This is a genomic window from Nocardioides koreensis (assembly GCF_039531775.1).
Classification (GTDB): domain Bacteria; phylum Actinomycetota; class Actinomycetes; order Propionibacteriales; family Nocardioidaceae; genus Nocardioides; species Nocardioides koreensis.
Window position 1 is genome coordinate 125,413 of sequence record NZ_BAAAQR010000001.1, and the last position, 20,502, is coordinate 145,914.

The 20,502-nt window shown below is 72.0% G+C and carries 20 protein-coding genes; 7 read left to right on the forward strand and 13 right to left on the reverse strand.

What is annotated here, in order from left to right; genetic code table 11:
* Positions 1–147: 147 nt before the first annotated feature.
* Genes ABD268_RS00550 through ABD268_RS00560 form a run of 3 tightly spaced genes read right to left on the reverse strand, consistent with a single transcriptional unit; the run spans position 148 to position 1,900 of the window.
* A complete protein-coding gene (locus ABD268_RS00550) occupies positions 148–885 on the reverse strand; it encodes a nucleotidyltransferase domain-containing protein (protein ID WP_344145969.1) in 738 nt (245 codons plus the stop codon).
* Entirely contained in the window at positions 882–1,322 is a 441-nt protein-coding gene (locus ABD268_RS00555; protein WP_344145972.1) for an SRPBCC family protein, read from the reverse strand. The genes ABD268_RS00550 and ABD268_RS00555 overlap by 4 nt, the downstream gene beginning before the upstream one ends.
* Positions 1,319–1,900, reverse strand: a complete 582-nt coding sequence (locus ABD268_RS00560; RefSeq protein WP_344145975.1) for a HEAT repeat domain-containing protein — start codon at positions 1,898–1,900, stop codon at positions 1,319–1,321. Before ABD268_RS00560 ends, ABD268_RS00555 begins: the two co-directional genes overlap by 4 nt.
* Positions 1,901–1,954: 54 nt before the next feature.
* On the opposite strand from ABD268_RS00560, the gene ABD268_RS00565 reads away from it, so the two are divergent.
* Positions 1,955–3,610, forward strand: coding sequence for a phospho-sugar mutase (locus tag ABD268_RS00565; protein ID WP_344145978.1), 1,656 nt, complete (start codon positions 1,955–1,957; stop codon positions 3,608–3,610).
* Between the two features lie 4 nt (positions 3,611–3,614).
* On the opposite strand, the gene ABD268_RS00570 is transcribed toward ABD268_RS00565, so the two are convergent.
* Positions 3,615–4,193, reverse strand: a complete 579-nt coding sequence (locus tag ABD268_RS00570) for a hypothetical protein (protein ID WP_344145981.1) — start codon at positions 4,191–4,193, stop codon at positions 3,615–3,617.
* 78 nt (positions 4,194–4,271) lie between these two features.
* Between ABD268_RS00570 and deoC the strand changes: the two genes are divergently transcribed.
* The 3 genes from deoC to ABD268_RS00585 are packed head-to-tail and all read left to right on the forward strand — an operon-like array spanning position 4,272 to position 7,575.
* The gene (gene deoC, locus ABD268_RS00575; protein ID WP_425573652.1) at positions 4,272–5,276 is read left to right on the forward strand and encodes a deoxyribose-phosphate aldolase; all 1,005 of its coding nucleotides are present in this window, start codon (positions 4,272–4,274) and stop codon (positions 5,274–5,276) included.
* Between the two features lie 5 nt (positions 5,277–5,281).
* Positions 5,282–6,709, forward strand: coding sequence for an aldehyde dehydrogenase family protein (locus ABD268_RS00580; RefSeq protein ID WP_344145984.1), 1,428 nt, complete (start codon positions 5,282–5,284; stop codon positions 6,707–6,709).
* Positions 6,706–7,575, forward strand: coding sequence for an aldehyde dehydrogenase family protein (locus tag ABD268_RS00585; RefSeq protein ID WP_344145987.1), 870 nt, complete (start codon positions 6,706–6,708; stop codon positions 7,573–7,575). Before ABD268_RS00580 ends, ABD268_RS00585 begins: the two co-directional genes overlap by 4 nt.
* Positions 7,576–7,655: 80 nt before the next feature.
* On the opposite strand, the gene ABD268_RS00590 is transcribed toward ABD268_RS00585, so the two are convergent.
* Positions 7,656–9,281: a substrate-binding and VWA domain-containing protein gene (locus ABD268_RS00590; RefSeq protein ID WP_344145990.1), complete on the reverse strand. Its 1,626-nt coding sequence runs from the start codon at positions 9,279–9,281 to the stop codon at positions 7,656–7,658.
* A gap of 116 nt (positions 9,282–9,397) precedes the next feature.
* Here ABD268_RS00590 and ABD268_RS00595 point away from each other — a divergent pair, with 116 nt between their 5' ends.
* Positions 9,398–10,006 (forward strand): uridine kinase family protein, encoded by a 609-nt coding sequence (locus ABD268_RS00595; protein ID WP_344145993.1) that lies wholly within the window; start codon positions 9,398–9,400, stop codon positions 10,004–10,006.
* Between the two features lie 4 nt (positions 10,007–10,010).
* The gene (locus tag ABD268_RS00600) at positions 10,011–10,574 is read left to right on the forward strand and encodes a hypothetical protein (RefSeq protein WP_344145996.1); all 564 of its coding nucleotides are present in this window, start codon (positions 10,011–10,013) and stop codon (positions 10,572–10,574) included.
* Here the strand turns inward: ABD268_RS00600 and ABD268_RS00605 are convergent.
* Positions 10,543–11,640: an adenosine deaminase gene (locus ABD268_RS00605; protein ID WP_344145999.1), complete on the reverse strand. Its 1,098-nt coding sequence runs from the start codon at positions 11,638–11,640 to the stop codon at positions 10,543–10,545. The genes ABD268_RS00600 and ABD268_RS00605 overlap by 32 nt on opposite strands.
* Positions 11,641–11,701: 61 nt before the next feature.
* Here ABD268_RS00605 and ABD268_RS00610 point away from each other — a divergent pair, with 61 nt between their 5' ends.
* Complete coding sequence (locus ABD268_RS00610; RefSeq protein ID WP_344146002.1) at positions 11,702–12,154, forward strand: MaoC family dehydratase; 453 nt, start codon at positions 11,702–11,704, stop codon at positions 12,152–12,154.
* Between the two features lie 15 nt (positions 12,155–12,169).
* On the opposite strand, the gene ABD268_RS00615 is transcribed toward ABD268_RS00610, so the two are convergent.
* The 7 genes from ABD268_RS00615 to ABD268_RS00645 form a co-directional block, all read right to left on the reverse strand.
* Positions 12,170–13,456 (reverse strand): thymidine phosphorylase, encoded by a 1,287-nt coding sequence (locus ABD268_RS00615; protein ID WP_344146005.1) that lies wholly within the window; start codon positions 13,454–13,456, stop codon positions 12,170–12,172.
* A 62-nt stretch (positions 13,457–13,518) separates the two neighbouring features.
* Positions 13,519–13,917, reverse strand: a complete 399-nt coding sequence (locus ABD268_RS00620; RefSeq protein ID WP_344146008.1) for a cytidine deaminase — start codon at positions 13,915–13,917, stop codon at positions 13,519–13,521.
* A gap of 2 nt (positions 13,918–13,919) precedes the next feature.
* Positions 13,920–15,221, reverse strand: coding sequence for an ABC transporter permease (locus ABD268_RS00625; RefSeq protein ID WP_344146010.1), 1,302 nt, complete (start codon positions 15,219–15,221; stop codon positions 13,920–13,922).
* On the reverse strand, positions 15,218–16,441 hold the full coding sequence (locus ABD268_RS00630) for an ABC transporter permease (protein WP_344146012.1): 1,224 nt from the start codon (positions 16,439–16,441) through the stop codon (positions 15,218–15,220). The genes ABD268_RS00625 and ABD268_RS00630 overlap by 4 nt, the downstream gene beginning before the upstream one ends.
* Positions 16,438–17,964 carry an ABC transporter ATP-binding protein gene (locus tag ABD268_RS00635; RefSeq protein ID WP_344146015.1) on the reverse strand — a complete coding sequence of 509 codons (1,527 nt, stop codon included), beginning with the start codon at positions 17,962–17,964 and terminating at the stop codon, positions 16,438–16,440. Before ABD268_RS00635 ends, ABD268_RS00630 begins: the two co-directional genes overlap by 4 nt.
* A 125-nt stretch (positions 17,965–18,089) precedes the next feature.
* Positions 18,090–19,139 (reverse strand): BMP family lipoprotein, encoded by a 1,050-nt coding sequence (locus tag ABD268_RS00640; protein WP_425573672.1) that lies wholly within the window; start codon positions 19,137–19,139, stop codon positions 18,090–18,092.
* A gap of 148 nt (positions 19,140–19,287) precedes the next feature.
* Complete coding sequence (locus ABD268_RS00645) at positions 19,288–20,490, reverse strand: amidohydrolase (RefSeq protein WP_344146021.1); 1,203 nt, start codon at positions 20,488–20,490, stop codon at positions 19,288–19,290.
* Positions 20,491–20,502: the final 12 nt, after the last annotated feature.

The following is a 20,502-nucleotide window of genomic DNA, read 5'->3' on the forward strand; positions in this document are numbered from 1 at the left end:
CCAATGCACCCGTTGCCCGGAGCCCTGAGCCCGGACCGAGCCGGAGACTCATCCACCGCGATGGGCAAGCCCCGCGTCATGCGCCGCGCGCCCCCACGCCCGGGTGAGCGGCGTGTCACCTACCGAGCCGAACCCGCAGGCCCGCACCTAGCCGAGGACCGGCGGGTGTCCGCCCAGGGCGCCGATGGTTCGGCGCGCGTCCCTCCAGGCGATCCAGCCCGTCCGAAGCCGTGGGGAGGCGACCCGATCCCCCCGGCGGCGGGCGCGGAGCTGGTCGACCAGCCAGTCGGGTGCGTGCGCCTGCTCGATCGCCTCGGTCTTGGTGAGGAGCCGCCCAGTTCGCATCGTGTACCGACCCCGGGCCATGGCTGTCAGCCCGAGATCAGCGATGACTGGGTCCAGCCACATCCATGGACGACGCGAGGCCCACGCCCAGTAGCCCGCCAGCTCTGCGCGGGCAGCGGCGCGCACCTGGTCGTCGGTCATGGGTGGCAACACCGCGCCCGGTGGGCGTCCGCAGACGGCGAAACCATGGTGCACGAGCTCGGCCCGGGCGATGCCCGAGAGACGGCGATGAACGAACTGGGCGTGCGTCCAGGTGGGGTGCACAGCATCCAGCAGTGGAATCGTGCTCTCGGCGACGTAGGCGCAGCCGAGCTGCGCCCCGGCCGCCGGCCCGCTGTCCAAGCCTTGGTGCAGGTCGACCAGAGCCGCTTCACGCACAGCGTCCACGGGCCCGTCGACAATGGCGACGAGGTCGAGGTCGCTGACACCCGGCACGTAGTCGCCGGTGGCCAGGGAGCCGGCCACCAGCAGGTCCTTCACCCAGCCCAGCTCGTCGAGCCGGGACCGCAGCGACGTGACAGCCGGCGGCAACGCAGTCACGCCCCGACCACCCCCAGCTGCCCACGCAGCCCGGAGAGGCAGCCGGCCATCATCCGGTCGTGGTTCCAGGTCAGCAGCGGCCGGGCGACGTACGAGGCCAGGCCGAGCAACCGCCCCTGGGCCGTGACGTCCTGCTCGAAGTCCAGGCGCGTGCCGGCGAGGGTCGGCGACAGGCGCCAGCGGACCGAGCCCGACAGGTGGCCGGCGACCGACACCTCGAGCAGCGGCGCCTCCCGCGACACCGAGTGCAGGACCAGGTCGAGCGTGTAGGGCAGCTCCGAGCGGCACAGCACCCGCGCGTCGTCCGGGCCGAGGGAAGCGACGGCGACGACCTGCGGCCACCACTGCGGGTAGTACTCGAGGTCGACGAGCACGTCCCTGACCGCCGCGACCGGCGCCGGGACCTCCCAGGAGTCGCGGAACCTGTAGGACCTCACCACGGCGTCTCCAGGTCGAGCCGGGCGGACATCCGCTCGAGGGCGCGCGCGGCGTGGCGGCGTACGTCGGGGTGCGCGTCGTCGAGCGCCCGCCGCACGGCGGCGACGTGCTCGGTGTCGCCGGCCGCGCCGAGCGTGCGCAAGGCCTGGCCGCGCACCCGCGGCAACGGATGGTCGAGCAGCGCGCACGCACCGGGCCCGGCTGGCCCCAGCTCGCGGCGCGTGGAGACCTTGAGGCACATCTCGGCCGGACGCCAGTGCTCGTCGGCGAGTCCGGCGACCACCGGACCCGCCGCGTCCTCGGACCAGACGTAGAGCAGGCCGCGGGCACCCCAGGTCCGGACCCAGTGGTCCAGCCAGCGCTGCGGGTCCAGCCGCGGCGAGCCGGGCTCGAACCTCAGGCCCGTGAGGTACGGCAGCTCGGCGAGGTGGTCGCGCCGGTCGGCGCCGGCGAGCAGGTCGAGGCACAGCCCGATGGTGGCGTCCACCCCCCGCACGGCGGACAGCTCCCCGACCAGCACCCCCACCGGGAGGTCGAGGTCGCGGGGCGGCGGGAGGTCGCGGTCGGTCCTGCTCATCCCGTCATGATGCCGAATCGCACCGACGTCGCGTGCCGCAGTAGCGTGCCGCCCATGACGACTTCCGACGTGGCCGCCCTGCTCGACCGCGCTCGCGCGTGGGCCGCGGAGGACCCCGACGAGCAGACCCGCGCCGAGCTGGAGCAGCTCGTCGAGGCCGTGGCCGGCGGCGCCGACGCCACCGACCTCGCCGACCGCTTCGACGGCACCCTGGAGTTCGGCACCGCCGGCCTGCGCGGCGCGCTGGGCGCGGGCTCGAACCGGATGAACCGCGTCGTCGTCACCCGCGCCGCCGCCGGCCTCGCGGCGTACCTGAAGGACCACGGCGCCGCCCGCGGCGGCAGCGTCGTGATCGGGTACGACGCCCGCCACAACTCCGACGTCTTCGCGCGCGACACGGCCGAGGTCATGACCGGCGCCGGGCTGAAGGCCTACGTCCTGCCGCGCCCCCTGCCCACGCCCCTGCTGGCCTTCGCGATCCGCGAGCTCGGCTGCGCGGCCGGCGTGATGGTGACCGCCAGCCACAACCCGCCGCAGGACAACGGCTACAAGGTCTACCTCGGCGACGGCAGCCAGATCGTGCCCCCGGCCGACGCCGAGATCGCCGAACGGATCGCCGCCGTCGGCGCGCTGGCCGACGTGCCCCGCGGCGACGCCGGCACCACGCTGCGCGAGGACATCATCGACCGCTATCTCGACACTGTGGCGGGCCTGGCGGCCGACGGACCCCGCGACCTCGACATCGTCTACACGCCGCTGCACGGCGTCGGCGGTACGTCGGTCGCGCAGGTCCTGGAGACCGCGGGCTTCGCGGCGCCGCGCATCGTCGCCGAGCAGGAGCAGCCGGACCCCGACTTCCCGACCGTGTCGTTCCCGAACCCCGAGGAGCCGGGCGCGATGGACCTCGCGATGGCCCTCGCCGAGAAGGTCGGCGCCGACCTCGTCGTGGCCAACGACCCCGACGCCGACCGGTGCGCCGCCGCGGTCCCCGGCCCGCACGGGTGGCAGATGCTGCGCGGTGACGAGGTCGGTGCGCTGCTGGCCTCCCGCCTGCTCGCGTCGGGCAAGGAGGGCACCTACGCGACGTCGATCGTGTCGTCGTCGCTGCTCGGCCGGATGGCCGCGGCCGCCGGCCGGCCGTACGCCGAGACCCTCACCGGCTTCAAGTGGATCGGCCGGGTCGACGGCCTGGCGTTCGGCTACGAGGAGGCCCTCGGCTACTGCGTGGACCCCGAGCACGTGAAGGACAAGGACGGCGTCTCGGCGCTGCTGCTGCTGTGCGAGCTCGCCGCCTCCGCCAAGGCCGACGGCCGGTCCCTCACCGACCTGCTCGACGACATCGCCGCGCAGCACGGGTTGCACGCCACCGACCAGCTCTCCGTCCGGGTCACCGACCTCGCGGAGATCGCGGCCGCGATGGACCGGCTCCGGCAGACGCCGCCCACCAGCCTGGGCGGGCTCGCCGTGGTCCGGGTCGACGACCTCGCCGAGGGCTCGGCCGACCTGCCGCCCACCGAGGGGCTGCGCTACCACCTCGCCGAGGGGGGCCGGGTGATCGTCCGTCCCAGCGGCACCGAGCCCAAGCTCAAGTGCTACCTCGAGGTGGTCGTCCCGGTGAACATCGAGGACGGGGTCGAGGCCGCGCGCATCTCCGCCGCCGGACGTCTCGACGCGCTGCGCAACGACATCAAGGCCGCCGCGGGCATCTGAGCCGTCAGAAGAACAGCGACACCACGAACGCGACCCCGAAGAACGCCAGGCCCGCGATCTCGGGCCAGGCCCAGGTCTTGTGCACGTCGGCGGCCAGGGCGACCTGCTCGTCGGAGAAGCGGCGTACGCCGCGCTGGGCACGGGCGTCCTCGGCGAGCCGGCTGATCCGCTCCTCCACGAAGACGGGGTAGGACTCCGTCGCCGACTGCTCGGTCTTCCGGTTGCTCTTCACCGTCTGGCGGAAGCTCCGGCCGATCGCCGGCGAGACGAACCGCTGCTCGCCCGCGCTCACGGCCAGCACCTGGCGCACCGCGACCTGCTCGATGGCGGCGAGCGGGATGCGGGCGGTGTGCAGCATGTTGCGCATGACCAGGTGCTCCGGGGTCGCCCAGACCCGGGGGCGGAGCATGGCCGCCCACACCAGGATCCCGAAGACGACGGCGCCGAGCACGACCGACAAGGGGTAGCCGTGGTCGCGGTCGACGATGCCGATGACCACCACCGCGACCGCGATGACCAGGGCGATCGTGCCCATCACCCGGCCACTGGTCGGCTGGAACCGCTCGACCTTCGGGTCGGTCACGTCGTGCTCCTGTCCGGGGGCGCTGTCGTCCCACTCCTCGATTGCCGCTCACCGGCTCGACAACTCTATGCTGGGCCGGTGACAAGCTCCCCCACCACTGCCATGCCCACGGGCCAGGGGTCGAGTGCAGCCGGCGCCCCGGTGGTGTCCGCGGACTTCTCCGACATCACGAGAACGGACGCGTCGCTGCGAGGGTTCCTGCACGGACTCCCCGGCGTCGACCAGGTCGGCGCGGAGGCCCGCGCCGCCGCCCTCGGCACCCGCTCGATCAAGACCACCGCCAAGGAGTTCGCGATCGACCTCGCGATCCGGATGGTCGACCTCACCACGCTCGAGGGCCAGGACACCCCCGGCAAGGTCCGCGCGCTCGCCGCCAAGGCGATGCACCCCGACCCGGCCGACCCGTCCTGCCCGATGACCGCCGCCGTCTGCGTCTACCCCGACATGGTGGCCACGGCCAAGGAGGTCCTCGGCGACAGCGGCGTCAACGTCGCGGCGGTCGCCACGGCTTTCCCGAGCGGCCGCGCGGCCCTCGACATCAAGCTGGCCGACACGCGTGACGCCGTCGAGGCAGGTGCCGACGAGATCGACATGGTCATCGACCGTGGCGCGTTCCTCGCCGGCCACTACAAGCAGGTCTTCGACGAGATCGTCGCCGTCCGCGAGGCCTGCGGGAGCGCCCACCTCAAGGTCATCTTCGAGACCGGCGAGCTGCAGACCTACGACAACGTACGCCGGGCCAGCTGGCTGGCGATGATGGCCGGCGGCCACTTCATCAAGACGTCCACCGGCAAGGTCCAGCCGGCCGCGACGCTCCCGGTCACCATGATCATGCTCGAGGCCGTCCGCGACTTCCGCGAGCAGACCGGTCAGATGGTCGGCGTTAAGCCCGCCGGCGGCATCCGCACCACCAAGGACGCCATCAAGTACCTCGTGATGGTCAACGAGGTGGCGGGCCAGGACTGGCTCGACCCCGACTGGTTCCGGTTCGGCGCCTCCACGCTGCTCAACGACCTGCTGATGCAGCGCACCAAGATGACGACCGGCCGCTACTCCGGTCCCGACTACTTCACGTTGGACTGATCGCGATGACGAGCCCTTTCCAGTACGCCCCTGCCCCCGAGTCGCGCAGCATCGTCGACATCAAGCCGTCGTACGGCCTGTTCATCAACGGTGAGTTCGTCGACGGCCACGGCAAGGCCTTCAAGACCATCAGCCCCGCGACCGAGGAGGTGCTGGCCGAGGTCGCCGAGGCCAGCGACGCCGACGTCGAGACGGCGGTGAAGGCCGCCCGCAAGGCCTACGACAAGGTCTGGGGCCGGATGCCCGGCCGCGAGCGCGCCAAGTACCTCTACCGCATCGCGCGGATCATCCAGGAGCGCGGCCGCGAGCTCGCCGTGCTGGAGTCCCTCGACAACGGCAAGCCGATCAAGGAGTCGCGCGACGTCGACATCCCGACGGTCGCCGCGCACTTCTTCTACTACGCCGGCTGGGCCGACAAGCTGGAGTACTCCGGCTTCGGCAGCACCCCGCTCGGCGTGGCCGGCCAGGTCATCCCGTGGAACTTCCCGCTGCTGATGCTGGCGTGGAAGATCGCGCCCGCCCTGGCCTGCGGCAACACCGTGGTGCTGAAGCCGGCGGAGACCACGCCGCTGACCGCGCTGCTGTTCGCCGAGATCTGCCAGCAGGCCGACCTGCCGCCGGGTGTCGTCAACATCGTCACCGGCGCCGGCGACACCGGCCGCGCGCTCGTGTCGCACCCGGACGTCGACAAGGTCGCCTTCACCGGCTCGACCGACGTCGGCCGCGCGATCGCCAAGGCCGTCGCCGGCACCGACAAGAAGGTCACTCTCGAGCTGGGCGGCAAGGCGGCCAACATCGTCTTCGACGACGCCCCGATCGACCAGGCCGTCGAGGGCATCGTCAACGGCATCTTCTTCAACCAGGGCCACGTCTGCTGCGCGGGCTCCCGGCTGCTGGTCCAGGAGTCGGTGGCCGAGGAGGTCCTCGACCGCCTCAAGCGCCGCATGGCGACCCTGCGCGTGGGTGACCCGCTGGACAAGAACACCGACATCGGCGCGATCAACTCCGCCGAGCAGCTGGCCCGGATCAAGGAGCTCAGCGACATCGGCGAGGCCGAGGGCGCCGGGCGCTGGTCGCCGGCCTGCGACCTGCCGAGCACCGGCTTCTGGTTCCCGCCGACGATCTTCACCGGCGTCTCCCAGGCGCACCGGATCGCGCGCGAGGAGATCTTCGGCCCGGTCCTGTCGGTGCTCACCTTCCGCACGCCCTCCGAGGCGGTCGAGAAGGCCAACAACACGCCGTACGGCCTGTCCGCCGGCGTGTGGACCGACAAGGGCTCCCGCATCCTGCACATGGCCAACCAGCTGCGCGCGGGCGTGGTCTGGGCCAACACGTTCAACAAGTTCGACCCGACCAGCCCCTTCGGTGGCTACAAGGAGTCGGGCTACGGCCGCGAGGGCGGCCGCCACGGTCTGGAGGCCTACCTGCGATGAGCCGCATCGACGTGCGCAAGACCTACAAGCTCTACATCGGTGGCGCCTTCCCCCGCTCGGAGTCGGGCCACTCCTACGTCGTCAACGACACGAAGGGGACGTTCGTGGCCAACGCCGCCCTCGCCTCGCGCAAGGACGCCCGCGACGCCGTGACCGCCGCCCGCAAGGCCTTCCCGGGCTGGTCCGGGAGGACGGCGTACAACCGCGCGCAGATCCTCTACCGCGTCGCGGAGATCATGGAGGACCGCCGCCCGCAGTTCGTGCAGGCCACTCAGCAGTCCGAGGGGCTCTCGGCATCGAAGGCGGAGCGGGTCCTCGACGAGGCGATCGACCGCCTGGTCTGGTACGCCGGCTGGGCCGACAAGATCACCCAGGTCGTCGGCGGCGCCAACCCGGTGGCCGGGCCGTTCTTCAACATCTCCACCCCCGAGCCCACCGGCGTCGTCGCGGTCCTCGCGCCGCAGGAGTCGTCGCTGCTCGGGCTGGTGAGCGTGGTCGCCCCCGCGATCGTCACCGGCAACACGGTGGTCGTGGTGTCGTCCTACGACCGCCCGCTGCCCGCCGTGACGTTCTCCGAGGTCCTCGCGACCTCCGACGTCCCCGGCGGCGTGGTCAACATCCTGACCGGCTCCGCGGCGGCCATCGGCCCCTGGCTGGCCTCGCACATGGACGTCAACGCCATCGACCTCACCGGCGTCGCCGGCGAGACGACGCTGGCCACCGACCTCGAGGTCGCCGCCGCGGACAACCTCAAGCGGGTACGCCGGGCCCCGGCCGCCGAGCCGGACTGGACCCAGGACCCGGGCACCGGTGCGATGACCGCGTTCCTGGAGACCAAGACCGTCTGGCACCCCATCGGGGTCTGACCCCGCCTCCACGATGACCCGGCACAACCTGTGCCGGGTCATCGTGATTTCGGGGCGCATTTCGGGGCGCACCCCCGGCGTCAGCGGCCGAGGAGGGCCTTGCTCATCACCTCGAGGATGTCGCGGGGGTCCTCGGCGGCGTACGCCGCGCCCTGGGTGGCGGCGGCGATCTTCCTCAGCGCGGCCATGTCCGCGTCCTCGCTGACACCGATCGCGATGATCCGCACCGGACGTCCGGGGCCCCGCTCCTTCTCCAGCGCCTCGAGCAGCCCGTTGAGCTTCAGCGAGCCCGGGTCGTCGTTGGCGCCGTCGGAGATGATCACGACCGAGTTGAAGTAGCCGTCGTCGAAGCGCTTCACCGCCTCGCGGTACGCCGCGAGGGTGGTGTCGTAGAGCCCGGTGCCGCCCTCGGTCTCGTCGACCGCGCCGCTGATCGCGGCGTCCAGCGCCTGGCGCTGGGTGCCGCCTCCGACCGTCGCGCCGAGGGGCCGCAGCGGCTCCAGCTCCCGGTAGTCCTGCCCGGGACCGCCCTGGTCGATCGAGAACAGCCAGGCGCCGACCCTGGCCTGGTCCGGGAGGACACCCAGCGCCGTCCGGGCAGCGTTCACCGCGACCTCCATCCGTGTGCCCGCGCCGGTCTCGAAGTCCATCGAGCCGGACGCGTCGAGGACGGCCAGGATGCTGGACGGCACGGTCAGCACCTGCCAGAGGCGTTCGCCGTCCACGACCTGCTGGTCCTGCGGCCGCGCCATCGTGGGTACGTCGCCCACGCCCACGCCGTCGAGCGGGGTGCCGGCCGCGTCCCGGAAGCCCTCGTCGGCAGCCAGCTCCCGGCCGGGGCCGGCGAGATACGCCACCAGCCGTTTCGCGACCGTTCGCGCGGCCGGCGACGCCTCGCGCGTCGCGAGCACCGGAACCTCCTCGACCAGGCCGCCGGTGACCGGGACCACCGAGGTCAGGCGAGGATGGTCGACGATGACCCCGACCAGCTGCTGCTCGGTCACCGGGACCAGCCCCCGACCGACGGCCGCCCGGCGCAGTCGGGCCTCGAAGGCCGCCTCCGGATCCCCTGGGACGTCGTCGGAGAGCTCGCTGTAGGCCTGGGCGACCGTGGTCATCTGCGCGCGCACGTCAGCGACGCCGACCTTGCCGGCGGCGGCCTCGGCGCTCGGGGTGAGCAGCGCCAGCGCCGAGGCGACGTCCTGACGGGGATCGCCGAGCAGCACGTCACCCGAGCCCAGTGCCTCGAGCCAGGTGGCCGGCGCGTCGCTCGACGCCGAACCGGCGAGCACCACCGGCGACGAGACCACGGAGCCGGCCAGCTCCTCGGTGACCACACCGGCTGCCGTGGCCCGCGCCGCCCAGACGTCCGAGTCCGGCACCCACAGGTCCGGGGGCGCGACGTCGGCGGAGAGCAGCCCGGAGAGCACCTGGCCCGGCTCGGTCGCCGCGACCTCGACCCGGCCGCACCAGCCCCCGGCACGCAGGTCCGCCGCGGCCCTGGTGAGCAGCGGGGCGACGGACGGGGCCGCGGCGACGGTCGCGGTCGGGTGGGCGGGGCAGGGGTCGGAGACCGCCGGGACGGAGAAGCGCAGGACCCAGGTCGCGGCTCCGGCGCCGGCCAGCGCGAGCACGCAGAACCCGACCAGCAGCCTCCGCCCGGTGCGCCTACGCCTCCGGTTCAGGGCATGCGAACCTCGACTCACCGACGCCTCCCAACGTCCGTCCTGCTACTCCCTCGACGGGCGCCCCCTCGCCTGCGTCGGTGGCAGGGTAGGCCACCCGCTGTCGGAACGGGGAAACCGCGCGGCAGAATGTGCGAGTGCAGAGCCGCGTGATCGTCCTGGCCGGCCCCTCGGGGGCCGGCAAGTCCCGGCTCGCCGAGCGCCTCGGCCTACCGGTGCTGCGGCTGGACGACTTCTACAAGAGCGGCGACGACCCCTCGCTCCCCCGGATCACCTCCGGGGCGAACGCGGGGCTCGTCGACTGGGACCACCCGGACTCCTGGCTCCTCGACGACGCCATGGCCGCCCTCGACCGGCTCTGCCGGGACGGCCGGGCCGAGGTCCCCGTCTACGAGATCGCCCGTGACGGCCGCAGCGGGTGGAGCACCCTCGACCTCGAGGGCCACGACTTGTTCGTGGCCGAGGGGATCTTCGCCCAGCACGTCGTGCCGTCCTGCCGGGAGGCCGACCTCCTCGCCGCGGCGTACTGCGTGCGCCAGCACCCGCTGGTGACCTTCTGGCGCCGGCTGACCCGTGACCTGCGCGAGCGCCGCAAGCCGCCGCTGGTGCTGGTCCGCCGCGGGCTGGCGCTGATGCGCGACCAGCAGCGGGTCGTGGCCCGCGCGGTCGCCCACGGCTGCCTGCCGGTCACCCCGGAGCAGGCGCGCATGGCCATCGAACGGATCCGGGCGCTCGACGCCCGCTGAGACCGTGGAGCTGCGCCAGCCGGACCCCACCACGTGCGGCTCCTGCTGCGCGGTGCGGACGCGGATGCTGCTCGACCAGGGGTACGACGCGTGGGTGCGCGCCGACCCGAGCGGCGCCCGGTTCCGCTCCGAGGCCCTCGCGGCTCATCGGCGCACCAACCGGGCGGTGGCGGCCGGCGGGGCACTGCTGCCCTGGCCGGCTGCGCTGGGGACGCAGCCGTGGGCCCTGGCCCGCGAGCTGGCCGGGGTCTCCGGGACTCGCCACGAGGTGCGGTGGGTGCTGCCGTGGCGCCGCGACACGGCGTACGACCTGGTCCGCGGCGTCGTCGGAGCCGGCCAACCGGTCCCGGTCTACGTGGGCAGCGCCCTGCTCCCCCGGCACGTGGTGCTCGCGCTGCGAGCCGACGCCTACGCCGACGCGCTGACCGTCTACGACCCCGCCGCCGGCTCGGACGTCCGTGCTGCCCGGGCGGACTGGCTGGGCGGACGGCTCGGGCTCTCCGGCTGGCAGCTGCCGTGGGCCGTGGTGGTCCCGGTCAGCCCCGCAGCGCGGCGTACCCCGGCTTGACCACCTCGTCGATGAGCGCGAGCCGCTCGTCGAAGGGCAGGAACGCCGACTTCATCGCGTTGATCGTGAACCAGCGCAGGTCCTCGAGGGTGTAGCCGAAGGCCTGCACCAGCGACCACATCTCGTCGGTCATCGACGTCTGGCTCATCAGCCGGTTGTCGGTGTTGACGGTGACCCGGAAGCGCAGCCTCGTGAGCAGCCCGATCGGGTGCTCGGCGATCGACGCCGCGGCGCCGGTCTGCACGTTGGACGCCGGGCACATCTCCAGCGGGATCCGCTTGTCGCGGACGTACGCCGCCAGCCGGCCGAGCTCCACGCTGCCGTCGTCGGCGACCTTGATGTCGTCGATGATGCGGACGCCGTGCCCGAGCCGGTCGGCCCCGCACCACTGGATCGCCTGCCAGATCGACGGCAGCCCGAAGGCCTCACCGGCGTGGATGGTGAAGTGGGAGTTCTCGCGTTGGAGGTACTCGAACGCGTCGAGGTGCCGGGTGGGCGGGTAGCCCGCCTCGGCGCCGGCGATGTCGAAGCCGGCCACCCCGCGGTCGCGCCAGGCGACGGCCAGCTCGGCGATCTCCATGGACCGAGCCTGGTGCCGCATGGCCGTCAGCAGCTGGCGCACCACGATCCGGCCCCCGGCGGCCGCGGTCGCCTCGTCGAAGCCCTCCTGGACGGCGGCGACGACCTCGTCGAGGGTGAGGCCCTGGGACACGTGCTGCTCGGGGGCGTAGCGGATCTCGGCGTAGACCACGCCGTCGGCGGCGAGGTCCTCCACGCACTCCCGGGCCACACGGGTGATCGCCGGGCCGTTCTGCATCACCGCGACCGTGTGGTCGAACGTCTCCAGGTAGCGCTCCAGCGAGCCCGAGTCGGCCGCATCGGCGAACCAGGCGCCCAGCGCCCCGGCGTCGTCGGCCGGCAGCTCGTGGCCGATCTCGCGCGCCAGCTCCAGCACCGTCGCCGGACGCAGGCCGCCGTCGAGGTGGTCGTGGAGCAGGACCTTGGGCGCCCGCAGCACGTGGTCGCGGGACAGGGCGGTAGGTTCCGTGGCAGCGGCGGCGGTCATGCGCCAATCCAACCATCCGAGCAGCCCTCCCCCAGGGCGACCCGACGACGGAGGCACCCACATGCGCGTGTTCACCACCCTGGACGAGGTCGAGGCCGCGGCCGGCGAGGAGATCGGCACCAGCGACTGGCTGACGATCGACCAGGAGCGGGTGGACAAGTTCGCCGAGGCCACCGACGACTTCCAGTGGATCCACATCGACGTCGAGCGCGCCAAGGACGGCCCGTTCGGCGGCACCATCGCGCACGGCTACCTGACGCTGTCGCTGCTCCCGTTCCTGGGCAGCAAGATCTACGACCTGCAGACCCCCGGCGCGAAGCTCAACTACGGCCTGAACAAGGTGCGCTTCCCCAACCCGGTCAAGGTGGGCGCGCGCATCCGCGCGACCTGCACCTTCACCCAGGTCACCGACGTGCCCGCCGGCAAGCAGCTCACGATGAGCTACGTCATCGAGATCGAGGGCGAGTCGAAGCCGGCCTGCATCGCAGAGTTCCTGGTGCTGCTGCTCCCTTAGACGGAGCCGGCCGGATCAGGAGATCCGGTCGATGACCAGTGGCGAGGGCTCGTACGCCGTGCCGGGGTCGGCGATGTCGTAGCCACCCGCGAGCGAGCCCAGGGCGCGCTCGAAGCGCTCCGGCTCGTCGGTGAGCAGGGTGAACAGGGGCTCGCCCGAGGCGATCTCGTCGCCCGGGCGGGCGTGCCACACGACGCCGGCACCGTCCTGCACGGCGTCCCCAGCCTTGGCGCGTCCGGCCCCGAGCCGCCACGCCGCCATCCCGACGGCCATCGCGTCGAGGCGGGTGAGCACGCCCGACGACGGGGCCGCGACGACGTGCTTCTCGCGGGCCTCGCGCATCGGCGCGTCCGGGTCGCCGTCCTGGGCCCGGACCATCCGCTTCCACACGTCCATCGCGGAGCCGTCCGCGAGCTTGTCGGCCGGGTCCACGTCGGTGACCCCCGCCCCGGCGAGCATCTCCCGGGCCAGCGCCAGGGTCAGCTCGACCACGTCGGCGGGGCCGCCGCCGGCCAGCACCTCCACCGACTCGGCGACCTCGATCGCGTTGCCCGCGGTGTTGCCCAGTGGTGTCGACATGTCGGTGAGCAGCGCCACCGTGCGCACCCCGGCGTCGGTGCCGAGCCCGACCATCGTGGTGGCCAGCTCGCGCGCCCGCTCGACGTCCTTCATGAACGCCCCGGTGCCGACCTTGACGTCGAGGACCAGCGAGCCGGTGCCCTCGGCGATCTTCTTCGACATGATCGAGGAGGCGATCAGCGGGATCGCCTCGACGGTGCCGGTGACGTCGCGCAGGGCGTAGAGCTTCTTGTCCGCCGGCGCGAGCCCGTCCCCGGCGGCGCAGATGACGGCACCGACCGACTCGAGCTGGGCGAACATCTCCTCGTTCGACAGCGCCGCCCGCCAGCCCGGGATCGACTCCAGCTTGTCGAGGGTGCCGCCGGTGTGCCCGAGGCCGCGGCCGGACAGCTGCGGCACCGCGACACCGCACGCCGCCACCAGCGGCGCCAGCGGCAGCGTGATCTTGTCGCCCACCCCGCCGGTGGAGTGCTTGTCGGCGGTCGGCCGGGACAGCGTCGAGAAGTCCATCCGCTCCCCCGACGCGATCATCGCGGCGGTCCAGCGCGAGATCTCGCGACGGTCCATGCCGTTGAGCAGGATCGCCATCGCCAGCGCCGACATCTGGGCGTCGTCCACGGCGCCCCGCGTGTAGGCGTCGATCACCCAGTCGATCTGGCTGTCGGTCAGCTCGGCCCGGTCCCGCTTGGCCGAGATCACCTCGACGGCGTCGTGCTGCGGCATGTCTCCCTCTCGTTCGCCCGTGCAGGGCAGGTCAGCCCGTGCAGGGCAGGTTCAAGGCAGGTTCAGCTCAGGTCGTCGGGCCCGAAGGCGTCCGGCAGGACCTCGTCCATCCGGCGCACGCCGGACACGGTCAGCAGCAGCAGGTCGCGCCCACCCTGCTCGAACAGCAGCTGGCGGCACCGGCCGCAGGGCATGATCACCTCGCCGTCGCCGTTCACGCACACGAAGTGCGTCAGCCGGCCACCGCCGGTGGCGTGCAGCTGCGACACCACGCCGCACTCGGCGCACAGCACCACGCCGTACGCCGCGTTCTCGACGTTGCAGCCGACCAGCATCCGGCCGTCGTCGGCAAGCGCCGCGGCACCCACCTGGAAGCGGCTGTAGGGCGCGTAGGCGTGCGCGGCCACCTCGACGGCGGCGTCCCGCAGCGCCTGCCAGTCGACGTCGTACCCCGTGGCCACGATCAGGCCTTCGTGTACGGCTCGCCGTCGGCGGCCGGCGGGCGGACCCGACCGACGAAGCCGGCGACCGCGATGATCGTGGCGAGGTACGGCGAGGCGCGCAGCAGCTCCGGCGGGATCTTGCCGAGGAACGCGAGCTGGCTCTGCAGCGTCCACATGAAGCCGAAGAACAGCGCCGACAGCGAGGCCCACACGGGGTGCCAGCGGCCCATGATGACCGCCGCCAGCGCGATGAAGCCGTTGCCGGCCGAGGCGCCCTGGTCGAAGGAGCCGGTCGAGCCGACGGTGAAGTACGCACCACCGAGGCCGGCGAACACGCCGCCGAGCAGGACGGCCTGCCAGCGCACCCGGTTCACCTTGATGCCGACCGTGTCGGCGGCCTTGGGGTGCTCGCCCACCGAGCGGACCCGCAGGCCCCACCGGGTCTGGAAGAGCAGCACGGTGACCAGCGCGACCGAGAGGTACATCAGGTAGACCAGCAGCGTCTGGTCGAACAGCGTGGGGCCGAGGACCGGGATGTCGGACAGGCCCGGGATGGCGATCGGCGCCAGGATCAGCGGCTCGTTCAGGTAGCCCTTGATCGAGGGGTCGTCGGGGATCTGGCTGAGCAGGAAGCTCGTCAGGCCGGTCGCCAGCGCGATCAGCACGACGCCGAGGACGACCTGGTTGACCTGGTAGCGCAGCGCGAAGACCGCCAGCAGCGAGGCGATCGCGACGCCGGCGAGGATGCCGCCGACCAGGCCCATCTCGGCGCTGTAGAAGGCGCTCGAGGCGACGGAGGCGAAGAAGGCGCCGGTGAGGAACTGGCCCTCGATCGCGATGTTGATGACGCCCGCGCGCTCGCACAGGCAGCCGGCCAGGGCACCGAACACCAGCGGGGTGGCCAGCTTGACCGTGCCCGGGAGCGGGTTGGCGATGACCAGGGACGTCGTCGCCTGGTCGGCGTAGGACCAGACGATGAAGCCGGTGAAGAAGGCGACCCCGACCAGGATCGAGGCGACCGTCCCGGCGAGCCCGCGCGGGATCCGGTTCACGGCGGCGAGCACGAGACCCACCATGGCGACCGCGAAGCAGCCCCAGACGAGGTTGAGCCCGTTGATCTCGGTGCCACGGTCTTCGCGGGTGACCCGCGCGCCGGTGATGTACTTGACCGTCGGGCTGTCGATGTCCAGCGCGAACCACAGCAGCAGCAGCGCCACCAGCGCGAAGACGACGACGAGCTTGACCTGCCGGCGTACGTCGGCCCGGTCCCGGACCTCGACCAGGTCGGCCTGGTCGGCCTCGGTCACGACTGCGGCGCTCATCCGCCCCATCCCTTCGCCATCACGGTCTTGTTCTCGTCGGTCGACTTCATCCGCAACATCCCCTGGATCAGCGCGGGCGCGGCCACGAAGAGCACGATCAGCGCCTGGAGCACCTCGGTCAGCTCCTTGGGGGTCGAGGCGGCGCTCGCCTGCATGGCCACGCCGCCCACGCTCAGCGCGCCGAACAGCAGGCCGGCCAGGACGGTGCCCAGCGGGGTGGCCCGGCCCAGCAGCGCCACGGTGATGGCGTCGAAGCCGATGCTGCCGGCCATGGTCGGGCTCAGGGAGTCGTGGTGGCCCAGGATGCCCATGGTCGCGGCCAGGCCGGCCAGGCCACCCGCGACCACCATCGCGGTCGTGTAGACGGCCGGAACGTTCATGCCGGCGGTGCGGGACGCGTCGGGGTTGGCGCCCACCGCGCGCAGCTCGAAGCCCAGCGTCGACCGGTTGAGGATCCACCAGACCAGGCCCGCCGCGAGGAAGGCCACGACCACACCGAGGTGCAGGTTGCCGATGGTCGGGAAGGTCGCGGAGTCGAAGACCGGCGGGGACTGGGTGTTGTCGCTGCCGGGGCGCTGGAAGGCGTTCTTGCCCAGCGCGTAGATGAGCACCGCCGCGGCGAGGTAGTTGAGCATGATCGTCGTGATCACCTCGTGGGCGCCGGTGCGGGCCTTCAGCACGCCCGCGATGCCGCCCCACAGCGCGCCACCGAGGATGCCGGCCACGAGGGCCACCAGCAGGTGCAGGCCCGGGGGCAGGTCCCAGGTGAAGCCGACGTAGCCGGCCGCCAGCGCGCCGAGGACCAGCTGGCCCTGGGCGCCGATGTTGAACAGGCCGGCGCGGAAGGCGAGCGTGACGCCCAGGCCGGCGCAGATCAGCGGTGCGGACCGCACCAGCGTCGTGCCGACCGCGTGGGCGGAGCCCACCGAGCCGGTGATCAGCGCCCAGTACGACGTGCCGATCGCGTCGCCGGCCCGGGAGAAGAAGTCCCACGGGTAGGAGAAGAAGTAGGGCAGCGACTCGATCACGTCGCGGCTGGAGAGCGCGATCAGCACGGCGCCGATCAGCAGGGCCAGGACGATCGCGGCCAGGGTGGTCTTGACGGTGGGCAGCCAGTCCGCCGCAGCCATCGGGCGCCGCGCCGGCTGCGCCTTCCCGGTCGGCGCCGGCTGCTCCTGCTCCGGCTCGGGCGTGACCTGGGTCTTGGGTTCGGTGCTCATGCGGTTGCCTCTGCTGCCTCGGCCGGCCCGTGGGCGCCGGCCATCATCAGTCCGATGTCCTCGCGGGCGATGTCGGGGGTCACGGTGCCCACGATCCGGCCGTCGTACATGACGGCGATCCGGTCGGACAGCGCGAAGATCTCGTCGAGCTCGGTCGACACGATCACGACCGCCGTGCCCTTGTCGCGCTCGGCGATGATCCGCTTGTGGATGAACTCGATCGACCCCACGTCGACGCCCCGCGTCGGCTGGGAGGCGATCAGGACCTTGAGCTGCCGCGAGAACTCCCGGGCCACCACGACCTTCTGCTGGTTGCCACCGGACAGCGCGCTGACCGCGCTCTCCATCGACTCGGTGCGGATGTCGAACTCCTCGATCCGCTGGGCGGCGTTCTGCTCCAGCGCGTCCAGCCTCAGGGCCAGGCCGCGGGAGAACTCCTCGTTGCGGTAGAGGTCCAGGACGAGGTTCTCGCGGACGGAGAACGCGCCGACGTACCCGTCGTGGGAGCGGTCCTCGGGGATGTAGCCGATGCCCTCGGCGAGGCTCTCGCGCGGGCCGTGCTTGCGGATGTCCTTGCCCTCGATCGTGATCTCTCCGGCGTCGGGCTTCACCAGGCCGAGCAGGGACTTGATCAGCTCGGTCTGGCCGTTGCCCTGCACGCCCGCGATGCCGAGGACCTCCCCGGCACGCGCCTCGAACGAGACGTCCTTGACGACCTGCACGCCGCGCGGGTCGACGACGGTGACGTTCTTGACCTCCAGCACGGGGGCACCCACCGTCGGGGCCTGCTTGTCGACGGTCAGCTTCACCGAGCGGCCCACCATCATCTCGGCGAGCTCGGCCTCGGAGGCACTGGGGTCGGCGGTGCCGACGACCTTGCCACGCCGGATCACGCTGATCCGGTCACCGATCGCCTTCACCTCGCGGAGCTTGTGGGTGATGAAGATGATCGAGGTGCCCTGCTTCTTCAGCTCCCGCATGATCCCCATGAGCTCGTCGATCTCCTGCGGGGTCAGCACCGCGGTCGGCTCGTCGAGGATCAGCACCTTCGCGTGGTTGGCCAGCGCCTTGATGATCTCCACGCGCTGCTGCACGCCGACGGGGATCTCCTCGACCAGGGCGTTCGGGTCGACGGCGAGGCGGTAGGTGGTCGACAGCTCCCGGACCAGCTTCGCCGCGGCTGCGCGGTTGAGGAAGCCCAGGCCACGGGTCTGCTCGCGGCCGAGCATCACGTTCTCCGCGACGGTGAAGACCGGGATCAGCATGAAGTGCTGGTGGACCATGCCGATGCCGGCGGCGATGGCGTCGCCCGGGGACTCGAACGTCACCGGCTCGCCGTCGATCAGCAGCTCGCCCTCGGTGGGCTCGAGCAGCCCGTAGAGCATGTTCATCAGCGTGGACTTGCCGGCACCGTTCTCCCCGAGGAGGCAGTGGATCTCGCCCGGCTCGATCGTGAGGTCGATCTGGTCGTTCGCGGTGAAGGACCCGAACCTCTTCGTCAGCCCCCGGATCTCCAGCTTCATCGTTCTCCCTTGAACGTGTGACTTGCGGCCTCCCGCCGCACGGGAACCTGTTGAGCGTAAGACGCGGGGAAGCCGGGTCGGTAACTTACCGACCCGGCTCCCCGTGTGTTCGATCGGGTTGGCGGTCAGCCGACCTTCAGCGACCCGTCGATGATCTGCTGCTTGAGCTCCTCGACCTTGTCCTTGACGTCCTGGTCGATGGCGGAGTCGGCGTCGTGGTACGGCGCGAGACCGACACCACCGTTGGCGAGCGTGCCGACGAAGACGTCGTTGGAGAACTTGTCGTCCACCGAGTCCTTGATGGCGGACTCCACGGCGACGTCCATGCCCTTCATGACCGAGGTCAGCAGCACGTCGCAGTACTCGGCGGCCGAGACGCAGCCGTCGGTGTCGACCCAGATCGCGTGGATGTCCGCGTCCTTGGCGGCCTGCAGGCCACCGAGGCCGGCGGGGCCGGCGACCGGGAAGATGATGTCGGCGCCCTGCTGGATCATGCCCTCGGCGACCGACTGGCCCTTGGACTTGTCGTCGAAGGTGTTGAGGAACGAGCCGTCCTTGCCGTCCCAGCCCAGGAGCTTGACGTCGGCGCCGTTGTCCTTGTTGTACTGGTCGATGCCCTGGCGGAAGCCCTCCATGAAGATGGAGACCGTCGGGATGTTGAGGCCACCGAAGGTGCCCACGATGCCGGACTCCGACTCGGCGGCGGCGAGGTAGCCGGCGAGGAAGGAGGGCTCGGCGGTGTTGAAGGTGAGGCCCTTGAGGTTCTTGGTGGGCTTCGCGTAGCCGAAGTCGACGATGGAGAAGTCGACCTTCGGGTTCGCCTTGGCGGCAGCCTCGGTGGCGTCACCGAGCAGGAAGCCGACCGTGGTGATCGAGTTGCAGCCCTGCTTGACCAGCGCGTCGATGTTGTCGGCGTACTCCGCGTCGGAGTTCGACTCGACCTGCGCGGTCTGGATGCCGAGGTCGGCCTTCGCGTCGGTGAGGCCCTTGAGCGAGGTCTGGTTGAACGACTTGTCGTCGAAGCCGCCGGAGTCCGACACCTCGCACGCCTTGAAGTCCGGGTGGCTCTCCGCCGGGGCCGAGCTGGTCGGCGTCTCGCTCGGCGAGTCGCTGGCGGTCTCGTCCGACGGGCGGCTGCCACAACCGGCAAGAACAAGTGCGGCGATGCCAACCATCGTCGCGGTGCGTGCCGTCTTCTTCACGGCGCCCTCCTGGGAATGTGTGGGGTGGTTCGGTGCGCCAACCGTTCGCGGCGCACGTCGGGTCACCCTAGACCGCCGCGAGCCGCTCTCGGGGACAAGCGCCGCAGAATTTCTTACGTTGTTATCGGTCGGTGACCAAAGAACCCACGGCGGCGTTGGCCATGACCCGCGCACCGATGCCTGTGGCCCGCTCGTCCACCCGCAGGTTGCCCTGGTGGAGGTCGTACGTCGGCCCGCCGGGCGTGCGGGTACCGAGCCGCGCCATCGCCCCGGGCACCTGGTCGAGCATCCACCCGAAGTCCTCGCCCCCGAGGCTCTGGTGCGCGGTGACCCGACCGTGCTCACCGAGCGCGCGGTGCACCGCGCCGGACATCACCCGGTGGGCGACCAGCTCGTTGACGACCGGCGGCACGCCCTGCTGGTAGACGACGTGGGCGTTCACGCCGTACGGGCGGACGATGTCGTGGACCAGCTCGCGGACCAGCTGCTCGCAGTCGGCCCAGGCCACGGCGTCGAGGATGCGCACCGTGCCCGCGGCCAGGCCGCGGTCCGGGATCACGTTGGCGGCGGCCCCGGCGTTCACGATCCCCCACACCAGGCTGACGCCCGAGCGCGGGTCGAGCCGCCGGGAGAGCATCGCCGGCAGCTCGGTGGTGACCTTGGCGAGCGCGAAGGTCAGGTCGCCGGTCAGGTGCGGGCGCGAGGTGTGGCCGCCGGTGCCCTCGAGCCGCACCTCGAGCCGGTCCGCGGCGCTGGTCAGCGGGCCCAGCCGGAGCCCGACCTGGCCCAGGTCGACGCCGGGGTCGCAGTGCAGCGCGAAGACCCGCTCCACGTCGTCGAGCGCACCCAGGCTGACCAGGTGCAGCGCGCCGCCGGGCATGACCTCCTCGGCGGGCTGGAACAGCAGCCGGACCCGCCCCGCCAGCAGCCCACGGGCGTGGACCTCGGCGAGGGCCTGCGCGGACCCGACGAGCGCCGCGGTGTGGACGTCGTGTCCGCAGGCGTGCGCGACGCCGGGGACCTTGCTGGTCCACGGGTCGGTGGTGGCGTCCTGCACCGGCAGCGCGTCGAGGTCCGCCCGCAGCGCGACCATCGGACCGTCGTCACCCAGCTCGGCGAGCAGTCCCGTCTGCGGCAGCCGGGTGACCCGCCAGCCCGCCTTCTCCACCGCCGCGGCGACCAGGTCGCTGGTCCGGGTCTCGGCCCAGGACAGCTCGGGGTGGGCGTGCAGGTCGCGGCGCAGCTCGACCAGCTCGTCCTCGTTGGTCGTGACGACCGAGTCGATGACGGAGGCGGCTGTGTCGAGAGGGGTGTCGGCGGGCATCGGGACGAGGTT

Excerpts from the sequence above, each read along its gene's own strand:
- ABD268_RS00560 (WP_344145975.1), bottom strand. The coding sequence starts at position 1,900 with ATGAGCAGGACCGACCGCGACCTCCCGCCGCCCCGCGACCTCGACCTC.
- ABD268_RS00565 (WP_344145978.1), top strand. The coding sequence starts at position 1,955 with ATGACGACTTCCGACGTGGCCGCCCTGCTCGACCGCGCTCGCGCGTGG.
- ABD268_RS00580 (WP_344145984.1), top strand. The coding sequence starts at position 5,282 with ATGACGAGCCCTTTCCAGTACGCCCCTGCCCCCGAGTCGCGCAGCATC.
- ABD268_RS00585 (WP_344145987.1), top strand. The coding sequence starts at position 6,706 with ATGAGCCGCATCGACGTGCGCAAGACCTACAAGCTCTACATCGGTGGC.
- ABD268_RS00605 (WP_344145999.1), bottom strand. The coding sequence starts at position 11,640 with ATGACCGCCGCCGCTGCCACGGAACCTACCGCCCTGTCCCGCGACCAC.
- ABD268_RS00610 (WP_344146002.1), top strand. The coding sequence starts at position 11,702 with ATGCGCGTGTTCACCACCCTGGACGAGGTCGAGGCCGCGGCCGGCGAG.
- ABD268_RS00615 (WP_344146005.1), bottom strand. The coding sequence starts at position 13,456 with ATGCCGCAGCACGACGCCGTCGAGGTGATCTCGGCCAAGCGGGACCGG.
- ABD268_RS00625 (WP_344146010.1), bottom strand. The coding sequence starts at position 15,221 with ATGAGCGCCGCAGTCGTGACCGAGGCCGACCAGGCCGACCTGGTCGAG.
- ABD268_RS00630 (WP_344146012.1), bottom strand. The coding sequence starts at position 16,441 with ATGAGCACCGAACCCAAGACCCAGGTCACGCCCGAGCCGGAGCAGGAG.
- ABD268_RS00635 (WP_344146015.1), bottom strand. The coding sequence starts at position 17,964 with ATGAAGCTGGAGATCCGGGGGCTGACGAAGAGGTTCGGGTCCTTCACC.
- ABD268_RS00640 (WP_425573672.1), bottom strand. The coding sequence starts at position 19,139 with ATGGTTGGCATCGCCGCACTTGTTCTTGCCGGTTGTGGCAGCCGCCCG.
- ABD268_RS00645 (WP_344146021.1), bottom strand. The coding sequence starts at position 20,490 with ATGCCCGCCGACACCCCTCTCGACACAGCCGCCTCCGTCATCGACTCG.